This is a genomic window from Parvularcula mediterranea, assembly GCF_013085255.1.
Lineage (GTDB): Bacteria > Pseudomonadota > Alphaproteobacteria > Caulobacterales > Parvularculaceae > Parvularcula > Parvularcula mediterranea.
This window is the reverse complement of sequence record NZ_JABFCX010000002.1, coordinates 23,391-44,018: the sequence shown is the minus strand read 5'-3', so window position 1 is coordinate 44,018 and position 20,628 is coordinate 23,391. Positions and strand designations below refer to the sequence as shown.

28 protein-coding genes are annotated in these 20,628 nt (G+C 61.0%); all 28 read right to left on the bottom strand.

Features of this window, described 5'->3' with window-relative positions:
• Window positions 1-157: 157 nt before the first annotated feature.
• The 28 genes from rpmD to rpoC all read right to left on the bottom strand — a co-directional run bounded on the left by rpmD (window position 158) and on the right by rpoC (window position 20,568).
• Window positions 158-340 (bottom strand): 50S ribosomal protein L30, encoded by a 183-nt coding sequence (gene rpmD, locus HK107_RS15545; protein ID WP_332871534.1) that lies wholly within the window; start codon window positions 338-340, stop codon window positions 158-160.
• Between the two features lie 92 nt (window positions 341-432).
• Window positions 433-1,020 (bottom strand): 30S ribosomal protein S5, encoded by a 588-nt coding sequence (rpsE, locus tag HK107_RS00755; RefSeq protein ID WP_173195842.1) that lies wholly within the window; start codon window positions 1,018-1,020, stop codon window positions 433-435.
• Between the two features lie 11 nt (window positions 1,021-1,031).
• Window positions 1,032-1,394 (bottom strand): 50S ribosomal protein L18, encoded by a 363-nt coding sequence (gene rplR / locus HK107_RS00750; protein ID WP_173195840.1) that lies wholly within the window; start codon window positions 1,392-1,394, stop codon window positions 1,032-1,034.
• 3 nt (window positions 1,395-1,397) lie between these two features.
• Window positions 1,398-1,931 carry a 50S ribosomal protein L6 gene (rplF, locus tag HK107_RS00745; RefSeq protein ID WP_173195838.1) on the bottom strand — a complete coding sequence of 178 codons (534 nt, stop codon included), beginning with the start codon at window positions 1,929-1,931 and terminating at the stop codon, window positions 1,398-1,400.
• Between the two features lie 2 nt (window positions 1,932-1,933).
• Window positions 1,934-2,332: a 30S ribosomal protein S8 gene (gene rpsH / locus HK107_RS00740; RefSeq protein ID WP_173195836.1), complete on the bottom strand. Its 399-nt coding sequence runs from the start codon at window positions 2,330-2,332 to the stop codon at window positions 1,934-1,936.
• A 12-nt stretch (window positions 2,333-2,344) separates the two neighbouring features.
• Entirely contained in the window at window positions 2,345-2,650 is a 306-nt protein-coding gene (rpsN, locus tag HK107_RS00735; RefSeq protein ID WP_173195834.1) for a 30S ribosomal protein S14, read from the bottom strand.
• 67 nt (window positions 2,651-2,717) lie between these two features.
• On the bottom strand, window positions 2,718-3,278 hold the full coding sequence (gene rplE / locus HK107_RS00730; protein ID WP_173195832.1) for a 50S ribosomal protein L5: 561 nt from the start codon (window positions 3,276-3,278) through the stop codon (window positions 2,718-2,720).
• A complete protein-coding gene (gene rplX / locus HK107_RS00725; RefSeq protein WP_173195830.1) occupies window positions 3,271-3,597 on the bottom strand; it encodes a 50S ribosomal protein L24 in 327 nt (108 codons plus the stop codon). Before rplX ends, rplE begins: the two co-directional genes overlap by 8 nt.
• A complete protein-coding gene (rplN, locus tag HK107_RS00720; RefSeq protein WP_173195828.1) occupies window positions 3,597-3,965 on the bottom strand; it encodes a 50S ribosomal protein L14 in 369 nt (122 codons plus the stop codon). The genes rplX and rplN overlap by 1 nt, the downstream gene beginning before the upstream one ends.
• A gap of 50 nt (window positions 3,966-4,015) precedes the next feature.
• Window positions 4,016-4,273: a 30S ribosomal protein S17 gene (gene rpsQ / locus HK107_RS00715; RefSeq protein ID WP_173195826.1), complete on the bottom strand. Its 258-nt coding sequence runs from the start codon at window positions 4,271-4,273 to the stop codon at window positions 4,016-4,018.
• On the bottom strand, window positions 4,266-4,511 hold the full coding sequence (rpmC, locus tag HK107_RS00710) for a 50S ribosomal protein L29 (RefSeq protein ID WP_173195824.1): 246 nt from the start codon (window positions 4,509-4,511) through the stop codon (window positions 4,266-4,268). Before rpmC ends, rpsQ begins: the two co-directional genes overlap by 8 nt.
• Before the next feature lie 2 nt (window positions 4,512-4,513).
• The gene (gene rplP, locus HK107_RS00705; protein ID WP_173195821.1) at window positions 4,514-4,927 is read right to left on the bottom strand and encodes a 50S ribosomal protein L16; all 414 of its coding nucleotides are present in this window, start codon (window positions 4,925-4,927) and stop codon (window positions 4,514-4,516) included.
• A gap of 9 nt (window positions 4,928-4,936) precedes the next feature.
• Window positions 4,937-5,662, bottom strand: coding sequence for a 30S ribosomal protein S3 (gene rpsC / locus HK107_RS00700; protein WP_173195819.1), 726 nt, complete (start codon window positions 5,660-5,662; stop codon window positions 4,937-4,939).
• Window positions 5,662-6,039: a 50S ribosomal protein L22 gene (gene rplV, locus HK107_RS00695; protein WP_173195817.1), complete on the bottom strand. Its 378-nt coding sequence runs from the start codon at window positions 6,037-6,039 to the stop codon at window positions 5,662-5,664. Before rplV ends, rpsC begins: the two co-directional genes overlap by 1 nt.
• Window positions 6,040-6,041: 2 nt before the next feature.
• The gene (gene rpsS / locus HK107_RS00690; protein WP_173195815.1) at window positions 6,042-6,320 is read right to left on the bottom strand and encodes a 30S ribosomal protein S19; all 279 of its coding nucleotides are present in this window, start codon (window positions 6,318-6,320) and stop codon (window positions 6,042-6,044) included.
• Between the two features lie 3 nt (window positions 6,321-6,323).
• On the bottom strand, window positions 6,324-7,163 hold the full coding sequence (gene rplB / locus HK107_RS00685; protein WP_173195813.1) for a 50S ribosomal protein L2: 840 nt from the start codon (window positions 7,161-7,163) through the stop codon (window positions 6,324-6,326).
• A 4-nt stretch (window positions 7,164-7,167) separates the two neighbouring features.
• Window positions 7,168-7,467 carry a 50S ribosomal protein L23 gene (locus HK107_RS00680; protein ID WP_173195811.1) on the bottom strand — a complete coding sequence of 100 codons (300 nt, stop codon included), beginning with the start codon at window positions 7,465-7,467 and terminating at the stop codon, window positions 7,168-7,170.
• Window positions 7,464-8,108: a 50S ribosomal protein L4 gene (rplD, locus tag HK107_RS00675; RefSeq protein WP_173195809.1), complete on the bottom strand. Its 645-nt coding sequence runs from the start codon at window positions 8,106-8,108 to the stop codon at window positions 7,464-7,466. The genes HK107_RS00680 and rplD overlap by 4 nt, the downstream gene beginning before the upstream one ends.
• On the bottom strand, window positions 8,108-8,923 hold the full coding sequence (rplC, locus tag HK107_RS00670; RefSeq protein WP_408636650.1) for a 50S ribosomal protein L3: 816 nt from the start codon (window positions 8,921-8,923) through the stop codon (window positions 8,108-8,110). Before rplC ends, rplD begins: the two co-directional genes overlap by 1 nt.
• Window positions 8,924-9,047: 124 nt before the next feature.
• Window positions 9,048-9,359 (bottom strand): 30S ribosomal protein S10, encoded by a 312-nt coding sequence (gene rpsJ / locus HK107_RS00665; protein WP_408636602.1) that lies wholly within the window; start codon window positions 9,357-9,359, stop codon window positions 9,048-9,050.
• Between the two features lie 115 nt (window positions 9,360-9,474).
• A complete protein-coding gene (tuf, locus tag HK107_RS00660; RefSeq protein WP_173195807.1) occupies window positions 9,475-10,650 on the bottom strand; it encodes an elongation factor Tu in 1,176 nt (391 codons plus the stop codon).
• Between the two features lie 26 nt (window positions 10,651-10,676).
• Window positions 10,677-12,770 carry an elongation factor G gene (gene fusA, locus HK107_RS00655; protein WP_173195805.1) on the bottom strand — a complete coding sequence of 698 codons (2,094 nt, stop codon included), beginning with the start codon at window positions 12,768-12,770 and terminating at the stop codon, window positions 10,677-10,679.
• A 27-nt stretch (window positions 12,771-12,797) separates the two neighbouring features.
• A complete protein-coding gene (locus HK107_RS00650; RefSeq protein ID WP_173195803.1) occupies window positions 12,798-13,223 on the bottom strand; it encodes a hypothetical protein in 426 nt (141 codons plus the stop codon).
• Window positions 13,224-13,230: 7 nt separating this feature from the next.
• On the bottom strand, window positions 13,231-13,701 hold the full coding sequence (gene rpsG, locus HK107_RS00645; protein WP_173195801.1) for a 30S ribosomal protein S7: 471 nt from the start codon (window positions 13,699-13,701) through the stop codon (window positions 13,231-13,233).
• Window positions 13,702-13,715: 14 nt separating this feature from the next.
• Window positions 13,716-14,087, bottom strand: coding sequence for a 30S ribosomal protein S12 (rpsL, locus tag HK107_RS00640; RefSeq protein WP_173195799.1), 372 nt, complete (start codon window positions 14,085-14,087; stop codon window positions 13,716-13,718).
• Window positions 14,088-14,321: 234 nt separating this feature from the next.
• On the bottom strand, window positions 14,322-15,296 hold the full coding sequence (locus tag HK107_RS00635) for a sulfotransferase family protein (protein WP_173195798.1): 975 nt from the start codon (window positions 15,294-15,296) through the stop codon (window positions 14,322-14,324).
• Window positions 15,293-16,270, bottom strand: coding sequence for a glycosyltransferase (locus HK107_RS00630; protein WP_198912251.1), 978 nt, complete (start codon window positions 16,268-16,270; stop codon window positions 15,293-15,295). The genes HK107_RS00635 and HK107_RS00630 overlap by 4 nt, the downstream gene beginning before the upstream one ends.
• Before the next feature lie 89 nt (window positions 16,271-16,359).
• Window positions 16,360-20,568: a DNA-directed RNA polymerase subunit beta' gene (gene rpoC / locus HK107_RS00625; protein ID WP_173195796.1), complete on the bottom strand. Its 4,209-nt coding sequence runs from the start codon at window positions 20,566-20,568 to the stop codon at window positions 16,360-16,362.
• Between the last annotated feature and the right edge of the window lie 60 nt (window positions 20,569-20,628).

The window sequence follows — 20,628 nt, the reverse complement described above, 5'->3', positions numbered from 1 at the left end:
CCTTTCGACTATGCGGGGCGAAGGGCCCCTCGCCTTTGATGTGACCTCTCCAAGCTAGGAGAGAGCGGCGTCTATGACGCCAAAAAGGGAGAGGAAGCAAGAGCCCCTCTCCCTAAATCTTGTTGCCGTGTGCCCCTCCCCAAGGAGAGCCCAGAGCTTACGGCTGGCGTTCTTCGCCGACGATCTCGACCATGTGGCGGACTTTACGGACCATGCCGCGAACGGCCGGGGTATCCTCAAGCTCGCGCTCACGGCCGATCTTGCCAAGGCCAAGGCCTTTCAGCGTGGCTTCCTGAGAAGCTTCGCGGCGGATTGGTGAGCCGTACTGGCGCACGGTGATGACACCGCGGCCTTCCTTCTTGGCCTTCTCAGCGCCGTGGTTTTTTTCAACCACGCGGCCGCGGCCGGTCGTTTTCTTTTCGTAGTCAGCCATTAGCCAGCATCCACGGTGGTGGCGTCAGCCTGCACCGCCGCGCGGCGGGCGATGAGGTCCGACACTTTCAGGCCGCGCTTGGCCGCGATCGAACGCGGGTTCGACTGCTCTTTGAGAGCGTCGATGGTCGCACGGACCATGTTGTAAGGGTTCGAGGTGCCGATCGACTTCGCGACAACGTCCTGAATGCCGAGCATCTCGAAGACAGCACGCATCGGACCACCGGCAATGACGCCGGTACCCGGAGGAGCCGTGCGGATGACGACTTTACCGGCACCGTGACGGCCTTGGGCGTCGTGGTGCAGCGTCCGGCCGTCACGCATCGGGACCTTGATCATGTTGCGCTTGGCTTCCTGGGAAGCCTTGCGGATCGCCTCGGGCACTTCGCGGGCCTTGCCCTTGCCGAAGCCGACGCGGCCCTTCTGATCACCGACGACGACGAGCGCGGCGAAACCGAAGTTCTTGCCGCCCTTCACCGTCTTTGCGACGCGGTTGATCGCTACGAGGCGGTCCTGGAACTCGTCCCGCTCCTCATCGCGATTGCCGCGACGACGGCGGTCACCACCTTGTCTGGGTTCTCTTGCCATCGTTTCAGTCCTTAGAAGTTCAGACCGCCCTCGCGAGCGGCTTCGGCGAGGGCTTTCACCCGGCCATGGAACAGGTAACCGCCGCGGTCGAACACGACGTTCTCGACGCCCGCAGCCTTGGCACGCTCAGCCACGAGTGCGCCAACCTTGGCGGCAGCATCCGTGGTCGAGCCCTTGGAGCCCTCGCGGAAGTCTTTTTCGAGCGACGAAGCCGAAGCAAGCGTCTTGCCTGCTGCATCGTCGATGATCTGCGCGGTGATGTTGCGGCCCGAGCGATAGACGCTGAGACGCGGACGACCGCCCGCACGTTTGGCGACGGCGGTACGGGTCCGGCCGGCGCGCTTCTTGAGTTTTGCAATCCGGGTGAGAGGCATGGCTTACTTCTTCTTCCCTTCTTTGCGGAAAATGTACTCGCCCGCATACTTCACGCCTTTGCCCTTGTAGGGCTCTGGCGGACGGAAGCTGCGGATCTTCGCGGCGACTTCTCCGACGACCTGCTTGTCCATACCGGAGATCGAGATTTCGGTTGGCTTGCCAACTTTGATCTCGATGCCGTCAGGGGCGTTGTACTCAACGTCGTGGCTGTAGCCGAGCGCGAGGACGAGGGTCTTGCCCTTCATCTGTGCACGGTAACCAACGCCGACGAGCTCGAGGTCTTTCTTGAAGCCCTCGGTGACGCCTTCGAAGATGTTGGCGATCCGTGTGCGGCTCATGCCCCACATGGAGCGGGCTTCCTTGGTCTTGTTGACCGGGGTCACCTGAACGCCATCATCGCCCAGTTCGACCAGGCAAAGCTCGTTGACCACGAACTCCATCTGACCCTTCGAGCCTTTAGCCGAGACGGTCTGGCCATTGACTTTGGCCTCGACGCCTTTCGGCACGGGAACGGGTTTCTTACCAATGCGCGACATAATCAGTACACCTGGCAGAGGACTTCCCCGCCGACGTTCTCTTCGCGGGCAACCGCGTCAGACATCACGCCTTTGGGGGTGGAAAGGATGGAGATACCCAGGCCGTTACGGACCGGGGTGATTTCCTTGACCGAGCTATAGACACGACGGCCGGGCTTCGAGATGCGGCGGATCTTCGAGATGACAGGGTCACCGTCGAAGTACTTCAGCTCGATCTCGAGGTCGGCCTTGTTGCCCTCGTGCTCCACGCGGGAGTAGCCGCGGATGAAGCCCTCAGCCTGCAGAACGTCGAGGACGCGCTGGCGAAGCTTGGACGCAGGGGTCTTGGTCTTGGACATCCCACGCATTTGAGCGTTGCGGATGCGGGTGAGCATATCACCGAGAGGATCACTGATCGTCATTCTACCTGATCCTTACCAGCTCGATTTGACGAGGCCCGGGATCTTGCCGAGCGAGCCAAGCTCACGCAGCGCGATACGGGACATCTTCAGCTTGCGGTAGTAACCGCGCGGACGGCCGGTCACGAGGCAGCGGTTGCGAATGCGGGTCTTCGAAGCGTTGCGCGGAATCTCGGCAAGCTGCATCGCAGCCTTGAACTTGTCTTCCGGGCTAGCAGCCTCGTCCTTCATGATCGCCTTGAGGCGCTCGCGGCGAGCGTCCCACTTCTTGGCCATGCGGCGACGCTTGAGGTCCCGCTCGACCATAGCTTTCTTGGCCATGTCTTTCTCCTTTTCCGGCCTTTTCCGCCCACTGAGGATCAGGGGCGGAAGTACCGAAGACGGTCCCCTACTTGCGGAAGGGGAAGTTAAACTCTTTGAGCAGCGCCCTTGCGTGGTCATCATTATCGGTCGTCGTACAGACGATGATGTCCATGCCGCGTTGCGTCTCAACCTTGTCGTAGTCGATCTCGGGGAACACGATGTGCTCCTTCAGGCCCATGGCGAAATTGCCACGGCCGTCGAAGCTCTTGGCGTTCAGACCACGGAAGTCCCGGATGCGGGGCATCGCGATGGTCGTCAGGCGATCGACGAACTCGTACATACGATCCTTACGGAGCGTGACCTTCACACCGAGGGCCATCTCTTCACGGACCTTGAAGCCTGCAATCGACTTCTTGGCCTTGGTCACGACCGGCTTCTGACCGGCGATCGCTTCCATTTCGTTCAGAGCGTTCTCGATCGACTTACGGTCGTTGACCGCGTCGCCGACGCCCATATTCAGGACGACCTTCTCGAGCTTAGGGATCATCATGACGTTAGACAGGCCGAGCTCTTCCTTGAGCTTAGCCCGGATTTCATCATTGTACTTCGCCTTCAGGCGAGGCGTGTAGTCTTTGGTCTCAGACATCGATGACCTCTCCCGAGCGTTTGGCGAAACGCACTTTCTTGGCGTCGTCGCCCTCGCCCACGATCTTGAAGCCAACGCGGGTCGGCTTGCCGTCCTTGGGGTCCTTCAGCGCGACGTTCGAGACATGGATAGGTGCCTCGGTGCGCTGCAGGCCGCCTTGGCTCTGCTGGCTTGGTTTCACGTGCTTGGTGATCATCTGGCAGCCCTGGACGAGAACCTTGTCGTCCTTCGGAAAGACCTTGAGGACTTCTCCCTCGGCGCCTTTGTCCTTGCCCGTCAGGACAACGACCTTGTCACCCTTCTTGATGCGTGCGGCCATTACAGCACCTCCGGTGCCAGGGACACGATCTTCATGTGGCCAGAACGGCGCAGCTCGCGCGTCACCGGGCCAAAGATACGCGTACCGATCGGCTCTTTGTTGTTGTTGACGATGACAGCAGCATTGCCATCGAAGCGGATGACCGAACCGTCACGGCGCTTGATGTCCTTCGCCGTGCGGACGACAACCGCCTTCATCACCTGGCCCTTTTTGACGCGACCGCGCGGCATGGCTTCCTTGACCGACACCACGATGATGTCGCCCACGGAAGCGTATTTCCGCTTCGATCCGCCCAGGACCTTGATGCACTGCACCCTCTTGGCGCCGGAGTTATCGGCGACGTCGAGGTTCGTCTGCATCTGGATCATTTGGGGATCCTCCAATTTGCCCCGGGGAAACCGGGTGCAACCTCAAAAAATTAGCCTTCAGCAGAAGCCGCGTCAGCGGATCCGGTGAAGAGTTCCCAGCGCTTCAGTTTCGACTTCGGCGCACATTCGATGATCTGAACGACGTCGCCAACCTTTGCGGAGTTGGTCTCGTCATGAGCGTGGTAGCGCTTCGAGCGCCGCACGATCTTCTTCAGGAGCGGGTGCGGATAGCTGCGGTCAATACGAACCACAACAGTTTTGTCGCCCTTATCGGAAACGACAGGTCCTTGCAGGATGCGCTTAGGCATTGCCGTCCTCTTTCACTTCTTCCGGCTTCGAGCGAGCCGGGGCGTCAGCGTTCTTGCGACGCTCGGACTGGAGCGTCTTGATGCGGGCGATCGTGCGGCGGACTTCCTGCACACGATCGGTTTTCTCGAGCTGTCCCGATGCGCGTTGGAAACGCAGATTGAACTGCTCTTTCTTCAGGTCGATGAGCTTCGTGTTGAGCTCATCGTCCGAGAGATCGCGAACTTCCTGGGCGTTCATGCTTATTCCCCAATCCGTTTGACGATGCGCGTCTTGATCGGGAGCTTGGCGGCGCCGAGCTGAAGCGCTTCACGCGCGACGTTCTCGGGAACACCATCGATCTCGAACATGACACGGCCGGGCTTCACCTTGGCGACCCAACGGTCGACAGAGCCCTTACCTTTACCCATCCGGACTTCGGTCGGCTTTGCCGTGACCGGGACGTCCGGGAAGATGCGGATCCAGACGCGCCCTGCCCGCTTCATGTGGCGGGTGATGGCACGACGGGTGGCTTCGATCTGGCGCGACGTGACACGCTCAGGCTCGACGGCCTTGAGACCGAACGAGCCGAAGTTGAGCGAAGTGCCGCCCTTCGCGGTGCCCTTGATCCGGCCTTTATGCTGTTTACGGAACTTGGTCCGTTTCGGCTGAAGCATGGTGACCTCTTATGCGTTTTCGCGGCGACGCGGACGACGCTCACGGTTCATTTGCGGACCGCCGGTCTGAGCCTCGATCACGCGACGCTCGTGCGCCATCGGATCGTGCTCGAGGATCTCGCCTTTGAAGATCCAAACCTTGATGCCGATTGCACCGTAGGTGGTGCGGGCAGTCGCGGTACCGTAGTCGATGTCGGCGCGCAGCGTGTGAAGCGGAACGCGGCCTTCGCGATACCATTCCGTACGTGCGATTTCCGCACCGCCGAGACGACCAGCACAGTTCACGCGGATACCGAGGGCACCCATGCGCATGGCGGTCTGCATCGCACGCTTCATCGCGCGGCGGAACGAAGCCCGGCGCTCGAGCTGCTGAGCGATGTTCTCGGCAACGAGCGTTGCGTCGGTTTCCGGCTTGCGGATCTCAACGATGTTGAGGACCGTTTCCGAGCTCGACATGCGCGAGAGTTCCTGACGGAGCTTCTCGATGTCAGCACCCTTCTTACCGATCACGACACCCGGACGCGCCGAGTAGATGGTGACGCGGCACTTCTTGTGCGGACGCTCGATGACGATCTTCGAGACACCGGCGTTGGCGAGCTTTTTGAGCAGGTAGTTCCTGATCTGAAGGTCTTCATGCAGAAGATCGCCGTAAGCGGCCTTCGGAGCATACCAGCGGCTGTCCCAAGTACGGTTGATCCCCAGACGGAGACCGATCGGGTTTACTTTCTGACCCATTATGCAGTCTCCTTCTCGCGGAGTTTGATGGTGATCTCGGCAAACGGCTTCTTGATGCGACCGACGCGGCCACGGGCACGCGGACGGAAACGCTTCATGACGAGGTTCTTGCCGACGAACGCCTCCTCGACGACGAGGCTGTCGATGTCGAGGTCGTGGTTGTTCTCAGCGTTGGCGATCGCGCTCTCGAGGACGGTCAGCACTTCGCGCGCGACGCGCTTGCGGCTGAACTCGAGCTCGTTCTTGGCGCGCTCGACCGACTTGCCCCGGATCATCTGGGCAACGAGGTTGAGCTTCTGCGGCGACGTCTTGATCATGCGGCCTTTGGCGACCGCCTGATCCTCTTCACGCCGGGACGGATTTTTCATCTGACCCATGATTATTTCCGCTTCGCTTTCTTGTCAGCACCGTGACCGTAGTAGGTACGGGTCGGGCTGAACTCGCCGAGCTTGTGGCCAACCATGTCCTCAGTGACGTGCACCGGGATGAACTTCTGGCCGTTGTAGACATTGAACGTCAGACCAACGAAGTTCGGCAGGATCGTCGAACGGCGGGACCAGGTCTTGATCCCACCCTTATGTTGCCCCTCGCCGGCCTCAGCCGCCTTCTTGAGGAGGTACCGATCGACGAAAGGTCCTTTCCATACGGAACGCGGCATCGATTAGCGTCCTTTCCGTTTCGCGTGGCGCGAGCGAATGATGAGACGGTCGGTCTCTTTGTTGCTGCGCGTGCGTTTGCCTTTGGTGGGTTTGCCCCACGGGGTGACTGGGTGACGACCACCGGAGGTACGGCCTTCGCCGCCGCCGTGCGGGTGATCGATCGGGTTCATGGCGACACCGCGAACAGCCGGGCGCTTGCCCAGGTGACGCTTGATGCCTGCTTTGCCGAGGACGCGGTTCGAGTGGTCTGGGTTCGACACCGCACCGATGGTGGCGCGGCATTCACCGTGGACCAGGCGAACTTCGCCCGACTTGAGACGGACCTGCGCGTAGTCGCCATCGCGACCGACGAGCTGGACATAAGCACCGGCCGAACGAGCCAGCTGACCGCCCTTCTTGGGCTTGAGCTCGACATTGTGCACGATCGTACCGACCGGCACGTTCTTGAGCGGCATCGCGTTGCCCGGCTTCACGTCGACGCGGTCGCCGGAGACGACCTTGTCGCCAGCCTGCAGACGCTGGGGCGCGAGGATATAGGCCTTCACGCCGTCACCGTACTGAATGAGTGCGATGAACGCCGACCGGTTCGGGTCGTACTCGAGGCGAAGGACTTCGGCGATCGCGTCGTAACGCTGACGCTTGAAGTCGATGACGCGGTAGAGACGCTTGGCACCGCCGCCCTGACGACGAGCAGTGATCCGGCCGTTGTTGTTGCGGCCACCCTTGTTGGTCAGACCCTCGGTGAGCGTCTTCTCAGGCTTGCCCTTGTGGAGGCCCTTGCGGTCCACCGTGACGAGCGTCCGGCGACCCGGCGACGTCGGATTGTAAGTCTTCAATGCCATGGTCTTAGAGCCCCGTCGTCACGTCGATGGAGTGGCCCTCTTCAAGGGTCACCATCGCTTTTTTGACATCAGAACGCGTATACGGACGGCCGCGGAAACGCTTGCTCTTGCCCTTGGTGATCAGCGTGTTCACCGCTTTCACCTTGACGTCGAACAGGGCCTCGACCGCTTCAGCGATCTCAGGCTTGGTAGCTTTCAGCGGCACCTTGAACACGTACTGGTTATGCTCAGCTGCGATCGTCGCCTTTTCGGTGATGATCGGCTGGGTGATCGTGTCGTAGTGCTTTGCGGTCGCTTCGGTCATGCCGCGGCTCCCTCTTTAGCAGTCCCGAGAAGACGCGCTTCGAGACCTTCCACGGCAGCCTTCGTCAGCACGAGCTTGTCGTGCTTGAGGATGTCGTAAACGTTGGTACCTGCAACCGGGAGGATGTCGATCCCGTCCAGGTTCTTGGCGGCTTTCGAGAAGTTCTCGTCGAAGGACACGTCCATGATGAGCGCGCTCTTCAGGTCGTGGGCCTTCAGCTTGCTCGCGAGCTCTGAAGTCTTCGGTGCATCGAGCTTCGCTTCGTCGATGACAATCAGTTCGCCGGCACCCTGCTTCGCCGAGAGGGCGTGACGCAGAGCGAGACGGCGGACCTTCTTCGGCAGGTCGAAGGCGTGGCTGCGGACGCGGGGGCCATGGGCCTTGCCGCCGCCGCGGAACTGCGGAGCTTTCTTGTTGCCGTGACGAGCGCCGCCGGAGCCTTTCTGGCGGACGATCTTCTTCGTCGAGCCAGCGACTTCACCGCGCTCTTTGGTTTTGTGCGTGCCAGCCTGACGCCTTGCGAGCTGCCAGACGACATAACGGTGCAGGAGATCCTTGCGGGGCTCGAGACCGAAGACTTCTTCGTTCAGCGAGGCCGCGCCGGATTTGTCCGCGCCGAGCTTGAGGACGTCGACTTCCATCAGCTCTTCTCTCCTTCGTCAGCAGCCGGAGCGTCGCCGCCCTCTTCAGCCGCCTTGGCTTCTTTTGCTTCGTCGCTATCTTCCGGGACCGGAGCGTCGAATGCACCGACGGGGGTCTTTTCACCGGCTTCGGCGAGCATGGACTCCTCTTCGGGGGCTTCGACTTCTGCGTTCGGAGCAGCGAAGGCGCCCGGCTTAGGAGCGTCTTCAGGAAGCGGCTTCTTGATAGCGTCCTTGATCAGGATCCACGAACCCGCGGAACCCGGGACAGCGCCCTTGATCATGACCAGACCGCGAGCAACGTCAGTCTTGACGATCTCGAGGTTCTGGGTCGTGACGCGGACGTCGCCCATGTGGCCGGCCATCTTCTTGCCCTTGAACACCTTCCCGGGGTCCTGGCACTGACCGGTCGAACCGTGCGAGCGGTGCGAAATCGAGACACCGTGCGAGGCGCGAAGGCCGCCGAAGTTGTGGCGCTTCATGCCGCCGGCGAAGCCCTTACCGATCGAGGTGCCGACGACGTCGACACGCTGACCTGCGATGAAGTGATCGGCCGTCATGGTCGAGCCGACTTCAATCATGGCGTCTTCCGGCACGCGGAATTCGACAAGCTTGCGCTTGGGCTCAACCTTGGCCTTCGCGAAGTGACCGCGCATCGGATTGGTGACGCGCTTAAGCTTCGCAGTGCCTGCGCCGAGCTGGAGAGCGGTGTAACCGTCTCTCTCGACCGTGCGATGGCTCACGACCTGGCAGTTCTCAAGGCTCACGACCGTAACGGGCACGTGGGTGCCTTCAGCCGTGTAGAGACGGGTCATGCCGAGCTTCTTGCCAATCAGACCAGTACGGGCCTGGTGCTGGGCGGGAAGCGGCTGCGGGCGGTGTTGGGTCTTCCGCATCTGCTGGAGCTGCGGATCGATCTGACGTTCCGTGGCGGACATCTTACGCTCCGAGCTTGATCTCGACGTCGACGCCGGCCGAGAGGTCGAGCTTCATCAGTGCGTCGATGGTCTGCGGGGTCGGTTCGACGATATCGAGCATCCGCTTGTGGGTGCGCATCTCGAATTGCTCACGCGACTTCTTGTTCACGTGGGGCGAGCGCAGCACGGTGTAGCGGTCAATGTGCGTCGGGAGGGGAATCGGTCCACGAACCTGCGCACCGGTGCGCTTCGCCGTGTTGACGATCTCCTTCGCGCTCGTATCGAGCACGCGGTGATCGAAGGCTTTGAGCCTAATCCTGATATTCTGTTGCACTACCAGTCCTTCCAACTGGGCTCGTAAGGTCGGCCTTCGGTGACCTCAGAGGAGCAAAAAAATAGAAAACGGCGGGCCGCTATGAAGCAGCAGCCCGCCGATGAAAAGGCCTAATTTACTCGATGATCGAGGAAACGATGCCGGCGCCGACGGTACGGCCACCTTCACGGATAGCGAAGCGGAGCTTCTCTTCCATGGCGATCGGGACGATCAGCTCGACGTTAATGTTCACGTTGTCGCCCGGCATGACCATCTCGGTACCCTCAGGAAGGGTGCAGATGCCGGTCACGTCCGTGGTGCGGAAGTAGAACTGCGGGCGGTAGTTGTTGAAGAACGGCGTGTGACGGCCACCCTCTTCCTTGGTCAGGATGTAGGCTTCAGCAACAAACTTCGTGTGCGGCGTAACCGAACCCGGCTTGCAGAGAACCTGGCCGCGCTCAACGCCTTCACGGTCGATACCGCGGAGGAGAACACCGACGTTGTCGCCTGCTTCACCGCGGTCAAGCAGCTTGCGGAACATCTCGACGCCCGTACAGGTCGTCTTGGCTGTGTCGCGGATGCCGACGATTTCGAGTTCGTCGCCGACGTTGACAACACCGCGCTCGACGCGACCGGTGACAACCGTACCACGACCCGAGATCGAGAAGACGTCTTCGATCGGCATGAGGAAGGTCTGGTCGACAGGACGTTCCGGGGTCGGAATGTACTCGTCAACCTGAGCCATCAGCTCTTTGATCTTCTCTTCGCCGATCTCAGGGTTGTTGCCTTCCATAGCGGCGAGAGCCGAACCAGCGATGATCGGAATGTCGTCGCCCGGGAACTCGTAGGACGAGAGAAGCTCACGGACTTCCATTTCGACGAGCTCGAGGAGCTCTTCGTCGTCGACCTGGTCAACCTTGTTGAGGAACACGACGAGAGCCGGAACGCCAACCTGACGAGCGAGCAGGATGTGCTCACGGGTCTGGGGCATCGGGCCGTCAGCAGCGTTCACCACGAGGATTGCGCCGTCCATCTGAGCAGCACCGGTGATCATGTTTTTGACGTAGTCAGCGTGACCCGGGCAGTCGACGTGCGCGTAGTGGCGGTTGTCGGTCTCATATTCGACGTGTGCGGTCGAAATGGTGATGCCGCGCTCACGCTCTTCCGGTGCACCGTCGATCTCGTCGTATGCACGGAAATCACCGAAGTACTTGGTGATTGCTGCGGTCAGCGTGGTTTTACCATGGTCGACGTGACCGATGGTACCGATGTTGGCGTGCGGTTTTGTCCGCTCGAACTTTTCCTTGGCCATAATCCTATCTCCGTATTCTGACCGATTTAACCGGCGATCTTCGCCTTGACTTCATCTGCGACCGCGTTGGGAACGCGCTCGTAGTGATCGAATTGCATGGTGTACTGAGCACGACCCTGAGTCGCCGAGCGCAGGTTGTTCACGTAGCCGAACATATTAGCAAGCGGGACCATCGCATTGACGACCGTTGCGTTGCCGCGGATCTCCTGACCGGAGATCTGACCACGGCGGGAGTTGAGGTCACCAATGACGGTGCCCGTGTACTCGTCCGGGGTCACGACTTCGACTTTCATAACCGGCTCGAGCAGTGCGAGGCCGAGGTCGCTCTTGTGCTCCTTCATCGCGCCGCGAGCGGCGATTTCGAAGGCAAGAACCGACGAGTCAACGTCGTGGAAGCCGCCGTCATAGAGGTCGACTTCGAAGTCGAGGATCGGGAAGCCAACCAGGAGGCCAGCTTCCTGGACCGACTTGAGGCCCTTCTCCACGCCCGGGATGTACTCCTTCGGAATAGCACCACCGACGATCGAGTTGCCGAAGACAAAACCAGTGCCAGGCTCGCCCGGGCCGATTTTGAACTTGATGCGTGCGAACTGACCGGTACCGCCCGACTGCTTCTTGTGCGTGTAGTCGATGTCGGCAGCCTTGGTGATGGTCTCGCGGTAGGCAACCTGCGGAGCACCAACGTTAGCTTCGACTTTGAACTCACGCTTCATGCGGTCGACGAGGATGTCGAGGTGAAGCTCGCCCATACCAGCGATAATGGTCTGGCCGCTCTCTTCGTCCGTGTGCACGCGGAAGGACGGGTCCTCAGCGGCGAGACGGTTGAGGGCTATGCCCATCTTCTCCTGGTCAGCCTTCGTCTTCGGCTCGACTGCGAGCGAGATGACCGGCTCAGGGAACTCCATGCGCTCAAGGATGACCGGCTTGGTGGTCACGCAGAGCGTGTCACCGGTGGTCGTGTCCTTGAGGCCCGCGATCGCGACGATGTCGCCAGCGTAAGCGTTCTTGATCTCTTCCTGCTGGTTCGAGTGCATCAGCAGCATACGGCCGACGCGCTCTTTCTTGCCCTTCACGGTGTTCAGGACCGAGGTGCCCTGCTCGAGGTGGCCCGAGTAGATGCGGCAGAAAGTAAGCGTACCGACGAAAGGGTCGTTCATGATCTTGAACGCGAGCATCGAGAGCGGCTCGTCGTCCGAAGACGGACGGGTCAGCTCTTCTTCCGTGTCAGGATGGACGCCCTTGATCGAAGGGACGTCGACCGGCGACGGCAGGAAGTCGATGACGGCGTCGAGAAGCGGCTGGACGCCCTTGTTCTTGAACGCGGTGCCGAGCATGACCGGGTGGAAGTCGACATTGATGGTGCCCTGACGGATCAGTGCACGGATCTTGTCATTGTCCGGCTCGTTGCCCTCGAGGTAAGCTTCCATCGCCTCTTCGTCGAGTTCGACGACGGTTTCGATGAGCTTCTCGCGATACTCAGCAGCTTTGTCTTTCAGGTCGTCAGGGATCTCGACGCGGTCGAACGCAGCACCGAGGCTCTCTTCCTTCCAGATGATGGCGTCCATCTCGATGAGATCGACCACACCGGAGAAATCGCTTTCTTCACCGATCGGCAGCTGAAGGACGACAGTCTTACAACCGAGGCGCTCGTGGATCGAGTCGACCGAGGTGTAGAAGTTCGCGCCCAGCTTATCCATCTTGTTGATGAAGAACATCCGGGGGACCTGGTACTTGTCGCCCTGGCGCCAGACAGTTTCGGTCTGCGGCTCAACACCTGCGTTGCCGTCGAGCAGCGCGATAGCGCCGTCGAGAACGCGGAGCGAACGCTCGACTTCAATGGTGAAGTCAACGTGGCCCGGGGTGTCGATGATGTTGAAGCGGCGCTTCTTGCCGTCACGTCCTTCCCAGAAGGTCGTCGTCGCAGCCGAGGTAATGGTGATACCCCGCTCCTGCTCTTGCTCCATCCAATCCATCGTTGCGGCGCCGTCGTGGACTTCGCCGATCTTGTAGGACTTACCGGTGTAGTAGAGAATCCGCTCGGTCGTCGTCGTCTTGCCCGCATCAATGTGGGCCATGATCCCGAAGTTGCGATAATCCTCGATAGCGTATTCGCGTGTCATCTCGTTATCCTTGCCGAAGCCAGTGGCTCAGCGCGCCTCTCGCCCGGAACCGACGGAAAAATCAACCGTGGTCGAGCCTGATCGTTTGTTCACAGTGACCGGCACTTCATATGCTTCGCCGCAGACCGAGTAGGTCCAGAATTCGCGACGGCGCGTTTGTGCCGAATTGAGTTCGCCGCCGACGACACCGCGGAACTGCGGGTCCTGGAAGCAGGCGTTGCCCTTGTTGTCGCCCTCGAAGGCTGCGGCGGCGGAAAGCCGTGCACGACGCTCGATTTCACGAGCCGAGGAAGGGTCGGCCAGTGTACGGACGGACATGCCGCCGACACTGACAGTGTTGAGGGTCGCACGAGGTGCGGCCGCTGCGCGCTGGACCGCCGGCTCCTCCGGAACGGACGTCGAGCAGGCTGCAAGAACGAGCGCGGCGATGGGAGCGAGGCGGAACAGCTTCATGACGTAACTACCAGCGGTAATGCGAGAACGCGCGGTTGGCTTCGGCCATCTTGTGCGTGTCTTCACGCTTCTTGACGGCAGCACCGCGGTTCTGGGCAGCGTCCATGAGCTCGCCCGAGAGACGGTCGATCATGGTCGTTTCGTTCCGCTTGCGAGCAGCACCGATGAGCCAGCGCATGGCAAGGGCGTTCTTGCGGTCCGGACGGACCTCAACGGGGACCTGGTAGGTCGCACCACCAACCCGGCGCGAGCGCACTTCAACCGCAGGCACCACGTTTTCCATGGCATCGCGGAAGGTCTCGAGCGGCGGACGGCGGAGCTTCTCTTCCATACGGTCGAGAGCGCCGTACACGATCTTCTCGGCGGCGGACTTTTTGCCGTCGAGCATCACGTAGTTCATGAATTTGGAGATCTGGACGTCGTGAAACTTCGGATCCGGATCGATGTGCCGTTTTTCGGCGCGTCTTCTGCGCGACATGCTCGCCTAACCTCTTACTTGGGACGCTTGGCGCCGTACTTCGAACGGCGCTGCTTGCGGTCTTTGACGCCTTGCGTGTCGAGGACACCGCGAAGGATGTGATAGCGGACACCCGGAAGGTCCTTCACGCGGCCACCGCGGATAAGAACCACGGAGTGCTCCTGAAGGTTGTGGCCCTCACCAGGAATGTAGCTGATGACCTCGTAGCCGTTCGTCAGGCGCACCTTGGCGACCTTACGAAGCGCCGAGTTCGGCTTCTTCGGCGTGGTGGTGTAAACCCGGGTGCAGACACCCCTCTTCTGCGGGTTGCCCTGCAGGTGCGGAACCTTGTTGATCTTCCGCTTCGGGTTCCGCGGCTTGCGGATCAGCTGTTGAATCGTCGGCATCGAAGCCCTTTTTCGTTCGTAAAACTTGGACCAGGACCGCCGCGCGAAACACAAAGGACCTGCCGCGCCAAGCAATAAGCCTGCGCGGCCCTCTGGGAACCACAATGACGGTGTGCCTAGGGTTGTTTCGGTCGCCCGACAGCGCCCTATCTGGCGTTCGGTGCGGCTAGCGAAGCTACACGGGAACGTCAAGCGCCCTTTTGTTTTGGGGCCTGCCGGGGTCTTAGCGCAGGATCATTTGAGGTGCTTGAGGTTGTTTTCCTCAATGCGAACGGCTGCATCCGCCCCCATTTTGCGCATTCCGAGCCATTTGCCAGCGAATGCCTTGAGAACAAGCGGAAGGCCGTGGCGATTGATTCGGAACTGCTGCCGCTTCAGCTTGCCCGCGACTGTCAGCTGGAGCTTGCGAAAACCCCTCGGCGGAACCGCCGGGGTCAGGTTGTAGCCGTAGTCCTCTGGCGAGAAATTCACGCGGCTGTTGATCTCAGCGATCTCGCGCAGGGAAAGCCGCTTGCGGAAGGCTTCCTTCTCACGGGCCTTGGGCGGAGAGTAGGAGCTCCCCTCACCCGGATCGAGAACGCTCTCCTCGAAAGGAAGGCCAGAAACCTCGAGGATCCGGCCAAGCTCCTCGCGTGGGTTCGCCACGAAGTCTTCATAGCGGACAAAGTGCTGACGCTCCGGCGCGATATGATCCCTCGCTGCAAGCCAGTCCCGTTCCGCCTCAATCCAAGGCCAGACGCCGAAGTAGGGAACGCCGCCCCACCCCATCGCCACTGAGCTGAGCGCGACATCGCGCGGATCGCGCTGAAGCCTGATGAAGATGGCATTGGGCAGCATCTTCGCGGCGTCATCATAGTGACGGTGAAGGGTGAGGATCAGCCTCGGCTTGTCCATTGGATACTGGCCGAGGAGATCGTCGAGCATCTCGGCATAGCTGTCGCCCTTGGGAGCCTCGAACTTCTGAAGCTTCGCCGAGCGCTCAGCGGCAACCCGCTTGCGCCATGCCTCAACCTCTTCAGGCCCGGCATCATCAGCGGGTCGCTTGTCGAAAAGGAAATCCGCTTCGCCCAGCTCGAATAGCTCGCTGTGACCTGATAGGAGGAGACGAAGCAACGTCGTACCTGCACGCAGGCTGCCGCAGATGACGACGTGCGGAGCGTGCCTGTCCACCGTGTAGAGCTTCTGCAGCTTGTCCATAAGGTCACTCATGAGGCGGACTTGTATTCGAGGATGCTGCGCTCCTGCTTCACCGTTTCGATCAGCGCGCGGATGATGCCGCGGACCTCGGCGACGTTGGTGAGCATGAGGTAGTAGGCGTACTTTCCAGGCTTGTCCGTCCGGTAGGCGACGGCGCGGCGCATGCGGATCCACTTGAGCGGGTAAAGCGCGAGGACTGCGAGGCCGAGCCACCACAGGCCGCCGATCAGGAGCACCACTGCAAGGACCGGAAGCCCTGCTCCCCAGAGGAGCGAGCGGATCACTTCGCGGACATTATAGCCCTGTCGGCCATGCTTCAGGGCGCCGAGTGTATAGGCGTAGCCAGAACGGACCGCCCTCTTCCACCAGGCGTCGAAGGTATGAATCGCGGCGTCGTGGAGCGTCATGGGATGATCGAGCCGCTCGACCCGGTAGCCTTCGCGGCGGAGGCGGAGGCAGAGCTCGGGCTCCTCGCCGGCCATCATCATCGGGTCGAAGCCGCCCACCTTGCGGAAGGCCTCTAAGCGGTAGATCGCGTCACCACCGACAGCGGCCGCTTCTCCGACGGGTGTATTCCATTCGATGTGGCAGAGGGCGTTGTACCAGCTGGCATCAGGGAAGCGCTCAAGCCGTTGGCCAGCGACCACTGCGAGTGTTTCGTCCTCTTTCAAGCGAACAAGGCCAGCCTCGATCCAGCCATCCATCAGCTCGCAATCGCCGTCGACAAACTGGATGAAATGGGTGCCGGGATGCTCTGCGAGCAGACGATCGGTTCCCTCGTTTCGGGCGCGTGCAGCGGAGAAGGGTTTGCTGGTGTCCAGTTCGACAACTGATCCACCCTGCTCTCGCACCCACTCAGGCGAGCCGTCGGTGGAGCCAGAGTCGACGTAAACGACAGGCACGCCTTCGGGGAACGAGGCAATCGAGCGCTTCAGGCGCTCGCCTTCGTTCCTGCCAATGACGACAATGCCAAGGTCTTCAAGCACGGATAGGCCCCTCGCGATGGCGGAACGCTAGCAGGCAGTTCTTATCCTAAAGAAAAGGCGGGCCGAGGCCCGCCTTTCCGGAAGTCGTTTTACTCGGCCGCGGCGGGCTCGCCCTCGCCACCCGACTGGTCGGGCGCCGGAAGCGCTGCTGCCTGACGGACCTCGCGCTCTTCGATGAGCTTCTGGTCGCGCTTGTCGGCCTCGATCTGGTGCTTGGCCATCTGACCGCCAGTACCAGCCGGGATGAGGCGGCCGACAATGACATTTTCTTTCAGGCCTTCGAGCGTGTCGACTTTGCCCTGGGTCGCCGCCTCGGTGAGGACGCGGGTCGTCTCCTGGAACGAAGCCGCCGAGATGAAGCTCCGGGTCTGGAGCGACGCCTTGGTGATGCCGAGGAGAACCGGATCGCCGGTCGCAGGCGTGGAGCCGTTCTCTTCGAGCTGTGCGTTGACCTCGTCGAACTCGACCTTGTCGACCTGCTCGTCCTTGAGGAACGGGCTGTCGCCAGGGTTCTTGACCTCGACCTTTTGCAGCATCTGGCGAACGATCACCTCGATGTGCTTGTCGTTGATCGGCACGCCCTGAAGTCGGTAGACTTCTTGGATCTCGTTGATGAGGTAGTCGGCGAGTGCCTCGATACCCATGACGTCGAGAATGTCGTGCGGCGCCGGGTTGCCGTCGAGCAGGTACTCGCCCTTGGCGATGAAGTCGCCTTCCTGAACGGCAAGGTGCTTGCCTTTCGGGACGAGATATTCCCGCGTTTCTGCCTCTTCGTCCGTCGGGACGATCGAGATCCGGCGCTTGTTTTTGTAGTCGCGACCGAATTCCACACGGCCATCGATCTCAGCGATGATGGCGTGATCTTTCGGACGGCGAGCCTCGAAGAGCTCGGCCACACGCGGCAGACCACCGGTAATGTCCTTCGTCTTCGCGCCTTCGGTAGGGATACGTGCGAGCACGTCCCCCGGCCCGACCGTGTCGCCGTCATTGACGGAGAGAATGGCCTCGACGGGCAGAAGCGTACGGGCTTCTTTGCCGTCGGCGAGCTTCATGACTTCGCCCTCTTCGTCGACGATCGCGATCGCCGGACGGAGGTCGCCGCCACGCGGGTTCGAACGCCAGTCGGTGACGACGCGGCTTGCGAGACCCGTGTCCTCGTCGGCCACGAGCTGGACCGAGACGCTCTCGACCAGGTCTTCGTAGCGGACCTTGCCCTTGCCTTCGGTCATGATCGGCAGGGTGTAGGGGTCCCAGTCAGCGAGGCGCTGGCCGCGCTCGACCTTGTCGCCTTCGTCAACGCGGAGCTTGGTGCCGTAGCTGACCTTGAAGGAAGCGAGGTCCTCGCCTTCCTTGCCAACGATCTTGATGAGCGTGTTCCGGCCCATCACGACGAGGTCGCCAGCGGAGTCCTTCGCCACGTTGCGGTTCTCGAGGGTCACGGTGCCCTCGTGGCTGGCTTCGATCAGCGAGGTGTCGCCAACCTGTGCCGTACCGCCGACGTGGAACGTCCGCATGGTCAGCTGGGTACCCGGCTCACCAATCGACTGAGCCGCGATGACGCCGATGGCTTCGCCGACGTTCACCGGCTCACCGCGCGCAAGGTCACGGCCGTAGCAGGTGGCGCAGACGCCGATCGGGGTCTCACAGGTCAGCGGCGAGCGGACTTTCACCTTCTGGATGCCGGCTTTCTCGACAGCTTCCGCCTGGTTCTCATCGAGCTGGGTGCCCGCAGCGAACATCAGCTCACCGGAATCCGGATCGTTGACGTCGTTGAGGAGTGTCCGGCCGAGGAGACGCTCGGAGAGGCTGAGGACGATCTCACCGGAGTCCACGATGGCCTCCAGCGTTATGCCGGTCTCGGTGCCGCAATCGACATCCTTGACGATGCAGTCCTGCGCCACGTCGACGAGACGGCGGGTCAGGTAACCCGAGTTCGCCGTCTTGAGCGCGGTGTCCGCAAGACCCTTACGGGCGCCGTGGGTCGAGTTAAAGTACTCGAGCACCGTCAGGCCCTCTTTGAAGTTCGAGACAATCGGCGTCTCGATAATCTCACCCGACGGCTTCGCCATCAGGCCGCGCATGGCGGCGAGCTGGCGCATCTGGGTGGGCGAACCACGCGCACCCGAGTGGCTCATCATGAAGACCGAGTTCGGCTCGAGCTGTTTCTTGGTCTCAGGGTCGAACTTCGTCGTCGAGATCTCTTTCATCATCTCGTCGGCGACACGGTCCGTACACTTCGCCCAGGCGTCGACGACCTTGTTGTACTTCTCACCACGGGTGATGAGACCGTCAGCATACTGCTGTTCGTACTCCGAAGCGAGCTGGCGCGTCTCTTCGACGATGCCGGCTTTCGTGTCGGGGATGACCATGTCGTCCTTACCGAACGAGATGCCCGCCTTACAGGCTTCCTTGAAGCCGAGGTCCATGACCTGGTCAGCGAAGATGACGGTCTTCTTCTGGCCGCAGTGACGATAGACGGTGTCGATGAGACCCTGAATCGTCTTCTTACGGAGGAGCGTGTTGACGACCTCGAAGGGGACGTTCTGGTCCTTCGGAAGAACGGCAGCGACCTTCATCCGGCCCGGCGTGGTATCCACGACTTCAGACGTCTCATTGCCTTCGGCATCGACCGAGCGCCAGATGGCCTTGATCTTCGAGTGCATCGACACGACGCCAGCGTTCAGCGCGTGCTCGATCTCGTTAATGTCCGAGAAGACCATGCCTTCGCCTGGCTCACCATCCTTCTCGAGGGTGATGTAGTAGAGGCCAAGAACAATGTCCTGGGACGGAACGATGATCGGCTTACCGTTCGCAGGGCTGAGGATGTTGTTGGTCGACATCATCAGCACACGGGCTTCAAGCTGTGCTTCGAGCGACAGCGGCACGTGCACGGCCATCTGGTCGCCGTCAAAGTCGGCGTTGAAGGCGGTACAGACCAGCGGGTGAAGCTGGATGGCCTTGCCCTCGATCAGCTTCGGCTCAAACGCCTGGATGCCGAGACGGTGAAGCGTCGGCGCCCGGTTGAGCATGACCGGATGCTCCCGGATCACCTCATCGAGGATGTCCCAGACTTCCGGACGCTCTTTCTCGACGAGCTTCTTCGCCTGCTTGACCGTGGCGGAGAGACCCATCGCGTCGAGGCGCGAATAGATGAACGGCTTGAAGAGCTCGAGCGCCATTTTCTTCGGCAACCCGCACTCGTGCAGCTTGAGGTCCGGGCCGACCACGATGACCGAACGGCCCGAATAGTCGACGCGCTTACCGAGCAGGTTCTGACGGAAGCGGCCCTGCTTACCTTTGAGCATGTCCGACAGCGACTTCAGCGGGCGTTTGTTCGTACCCGTGATGACGCGGCCGCGGCGGCCATTGTCGAAGAGTGCGTCAACCGACTCCTGCAGCATCCGCTTCTCGTTGCGGACAATGATATCCGGCGCGCGCAGCTCGATGAGGCGCTTGAGGCGGTTGTTGCGGTTGATGACCCGGCGGTAGAGATCGTTGAGGTCCGAGGTCGCGAAGCGGCCACCGTCCAGCGGCACGAGCGGACGCAGTTCCGGCGGAATGACCGGAATGACCGTCATGATCATCCACTCAGGCTTGTTGCCCGACGCCATGAAGTTCTCGATCAGCTTGAGGCGCTTAGCGAGCTTCTTCGGCTTCAGCTCGGAGGTCGACTCGGCGATCTCGATACGGAGCTGTTCGGTGACAGCCTCAAGGTCCATGTTGGCGAGGATCTCGCGGATGGCTTCCGCGCCGATACCGGCCGTGAACTGATCTTCGCCGTACTGCTCCTGGGCTTCGATAAACTCTTCCTCTGTGAGCATCTGCATCGGCTCGAGCGGCGTGATGCCGGGCTCGATGACGATGTACTGCTCGAAGTAGAGGACCCGCTCGACATCCTTGAGGGTCATGTCGAGGAACATCGAAATCCGGGACGGGAGCGACTTCAGGAACCAGATGTGGGCGACCGGAGCTGCGAGCTCGATGTGGCCCATGCGCTCACGACGCACCTTGGAAAGGGTAACTTCAACGCCGCACTTTTCGCAGACGACGCCTTTGTACTTCATGCGCTTGTACTTGCCGCACAGGCACTCATAGTCCTTCACCGGACCGAAGATCCGTGCACAGAACAGGCCGTCACGCTCCGGCTTGAAGGTCCGGTAGTTGATGGTCTCCGGCTTTTTGATCTCGCCGTAGGACCACGACAGGATCTTCTCGGGCGAAGCCAGCGAGATGCGGATCTGGTTGAACGTCTGCGGCTGAGCCAGCGGATTGAAGACGTTTGCTAGTTCCTGAGACATGGAGTCTCTCCTCTCAATTCGGGTCGGGGGCAGGCCCCGAAAAAACTGACGTGGCCGGAG

Excerpts from the sequence above, each read along its gene's own strand:
- rpsQ (WP_173195826.1), bottom strand. The coding sequence starts at position 4,273 with ATGCCTAAGCGCATCCTGCAAGGACCTGTCGTTTCCGATAAGGGCGAC.
- rplC (WP_408636650.1), bottom strand. The coding sequence starts at position 8,923 with ATGACCCGTCTCTACACGGCTGAAGGCACCCACGTGCCCGTTACGGTC.
- rplE (WP_173195832.1), bottom strand. The coding sequence starts at position 3,278 with ATGTCTGAGACCAAAGACTACACGCCTCGCCTGAAGGCGAAGTACAAT.
- rplV (WP_173195817.1), bottom strand. The coding sequence starts at position 6,039 with ATGGGTCAGATGAAAAATCCGTCCCGGCGTGAAGAGGATCAGGCGGTC.
- fusA (WP_173195805.1), bottom strand. The coding sequence starts at position 12,770 with ATGACACGCGAATACGCTATCGAGGATTATCGCAACTTCGGGATCATG.
- rplD (WP_173195809.1), bottom strand. The coding sequence starts at position 8,108 with ATGGAAGTCGACGTCCTCAAGCTCGGCGCGGACAAATCCGGCGCGGCC.
- rpsL (WP_173195799.1), bottom strand. The coding sequence starts at position 14,087 with ATGCCGACGATTCAACAGCTGATCCGCAAGCCGCGGAACCCGAAGCGG.
- rplF (WP_173195838.1), bottom strand. The coding sequence starts at position 1,931 with ATGTCGCGCATTGGTAAGAAACCCGTTCCCGTGCCGAAAGGCGTCGAG.
- rpsN (WP_173195834.1), bottom strand. The coding sequence starts at position 2,650 with ATGGCCAAGAAAGCTATGGTCGAGCGGGACCTCAAGCGTCGCCGCATG.
- rpoC (WP_173195796.1), bottom strand. The coding sequence starts at position 20,568 with ATGTCTCAGGAACTAGCAAACGTCTTCAATCCGCTGGCTCAGCCGCAG.
- HK107_RS00650 (WP_173195803.1), bottom strand. The coding sequence starts at position 13,223 with ATGAAGCTGTTCCGCCTCGCTCCCATCGCCGCGCTCGTTCTTGCAGCC.
- rplN (WP_173195828.1), bottom strand. The coding sequence starts at position 3,965 with ATGATCCAGATGCAGACGAACCTCGACGTCGCCGATAACTCCGGCGCC.
- rpsH (WP_173195836.1), bottom strand. The coding sequence starts at position 2,332 with ATGACGATCAGTGATCCTCTCGGTGATATGCTCACCCGCATCCGCAAC.
- rpsC (WP_173195819.1), bottom strand. The coding sequence starts at position 5,662 with ATGGGTCAGAAAGTAAACCCGATCGGTCTCCGTCTGGGGATCAACCGT.
- rpsG (WP_173195801.1), bottom strand. The coding sequence starts at position 13,701 with ATGTCGCGCAGAAGACGCGCCGAAAAACGGCACATCGATCCGGATCCG.
- rplP (WP_173195821.1), bottom strand. The coding sequence starts at position 4,927 with ATGCTTCAGCCGAAACGGACCAAGTTCCGTAAACAGCATAAAGGCCGG.
- rplR (WP_173195840.1), bottom strand. The coding sequence starts at position 1,394 with ATGCCTCTCACCCGGATTGCAAAACTCAAGAAGCGCGCCGGCCGGACC.
- rpsS (WP_173195815.1), bottom strand. The coding sequence starts at position 6,320 with ATGCCGCGTTCCGTATGGAAAGGACCTTTCGTCGATCGGTACCTCCTC.
- tuf (WP_173195807.1), bottom strand. The coding sequence starts at position 10,650 with ATGGCCAAGGAAAAGTTCGAGCGGACAAAACCGCACGCCAACATCGGT.
- rpsE (WP_173195842.1), bottom strand. The coding sequence starts at position 1,020 with ATGGCAAGAGAACCCAGACAAGGTGGTGACCGCCGTCGTCGCGGCAAT.
- HK107_RS00635 (WP_173195798.1), bottom strand. The coding sequence starts at position 15,296 with ATGAGTGACCTTATGGACAAGCTGCAGAAGCTCTACACGGTGGACAGG.
- rpmC (WP_173195824.1), bottom strand. The coding sequence starts at position 4,511 with ATGAACGCCCAGGAAGTTCGCGATCTCTCGGACGATGAGCTCAACACG.
- rplX (WP_173195830.1), bottom strand. The coding sequence starts at position 3,597 with ATGGCCGCACGCATCAAGAAGGGTGACAAGGTCGTTGTCCTGACGGGC.
- HK107_RS00680 (WP_173195811.1), bottom strand. The coding sequence starts at position 7,467 with ATGACCGAAGCGACCGCAAAGCACTACGACACGATCACCCAGCCGATC.
- rplB (WP_173195813.1), bottom strand. The coding sequence starts at position 7,163 with ATGGCATTGAAGACTTACAATCCGACGTCGCCGGGTCGCCGGACGCTC.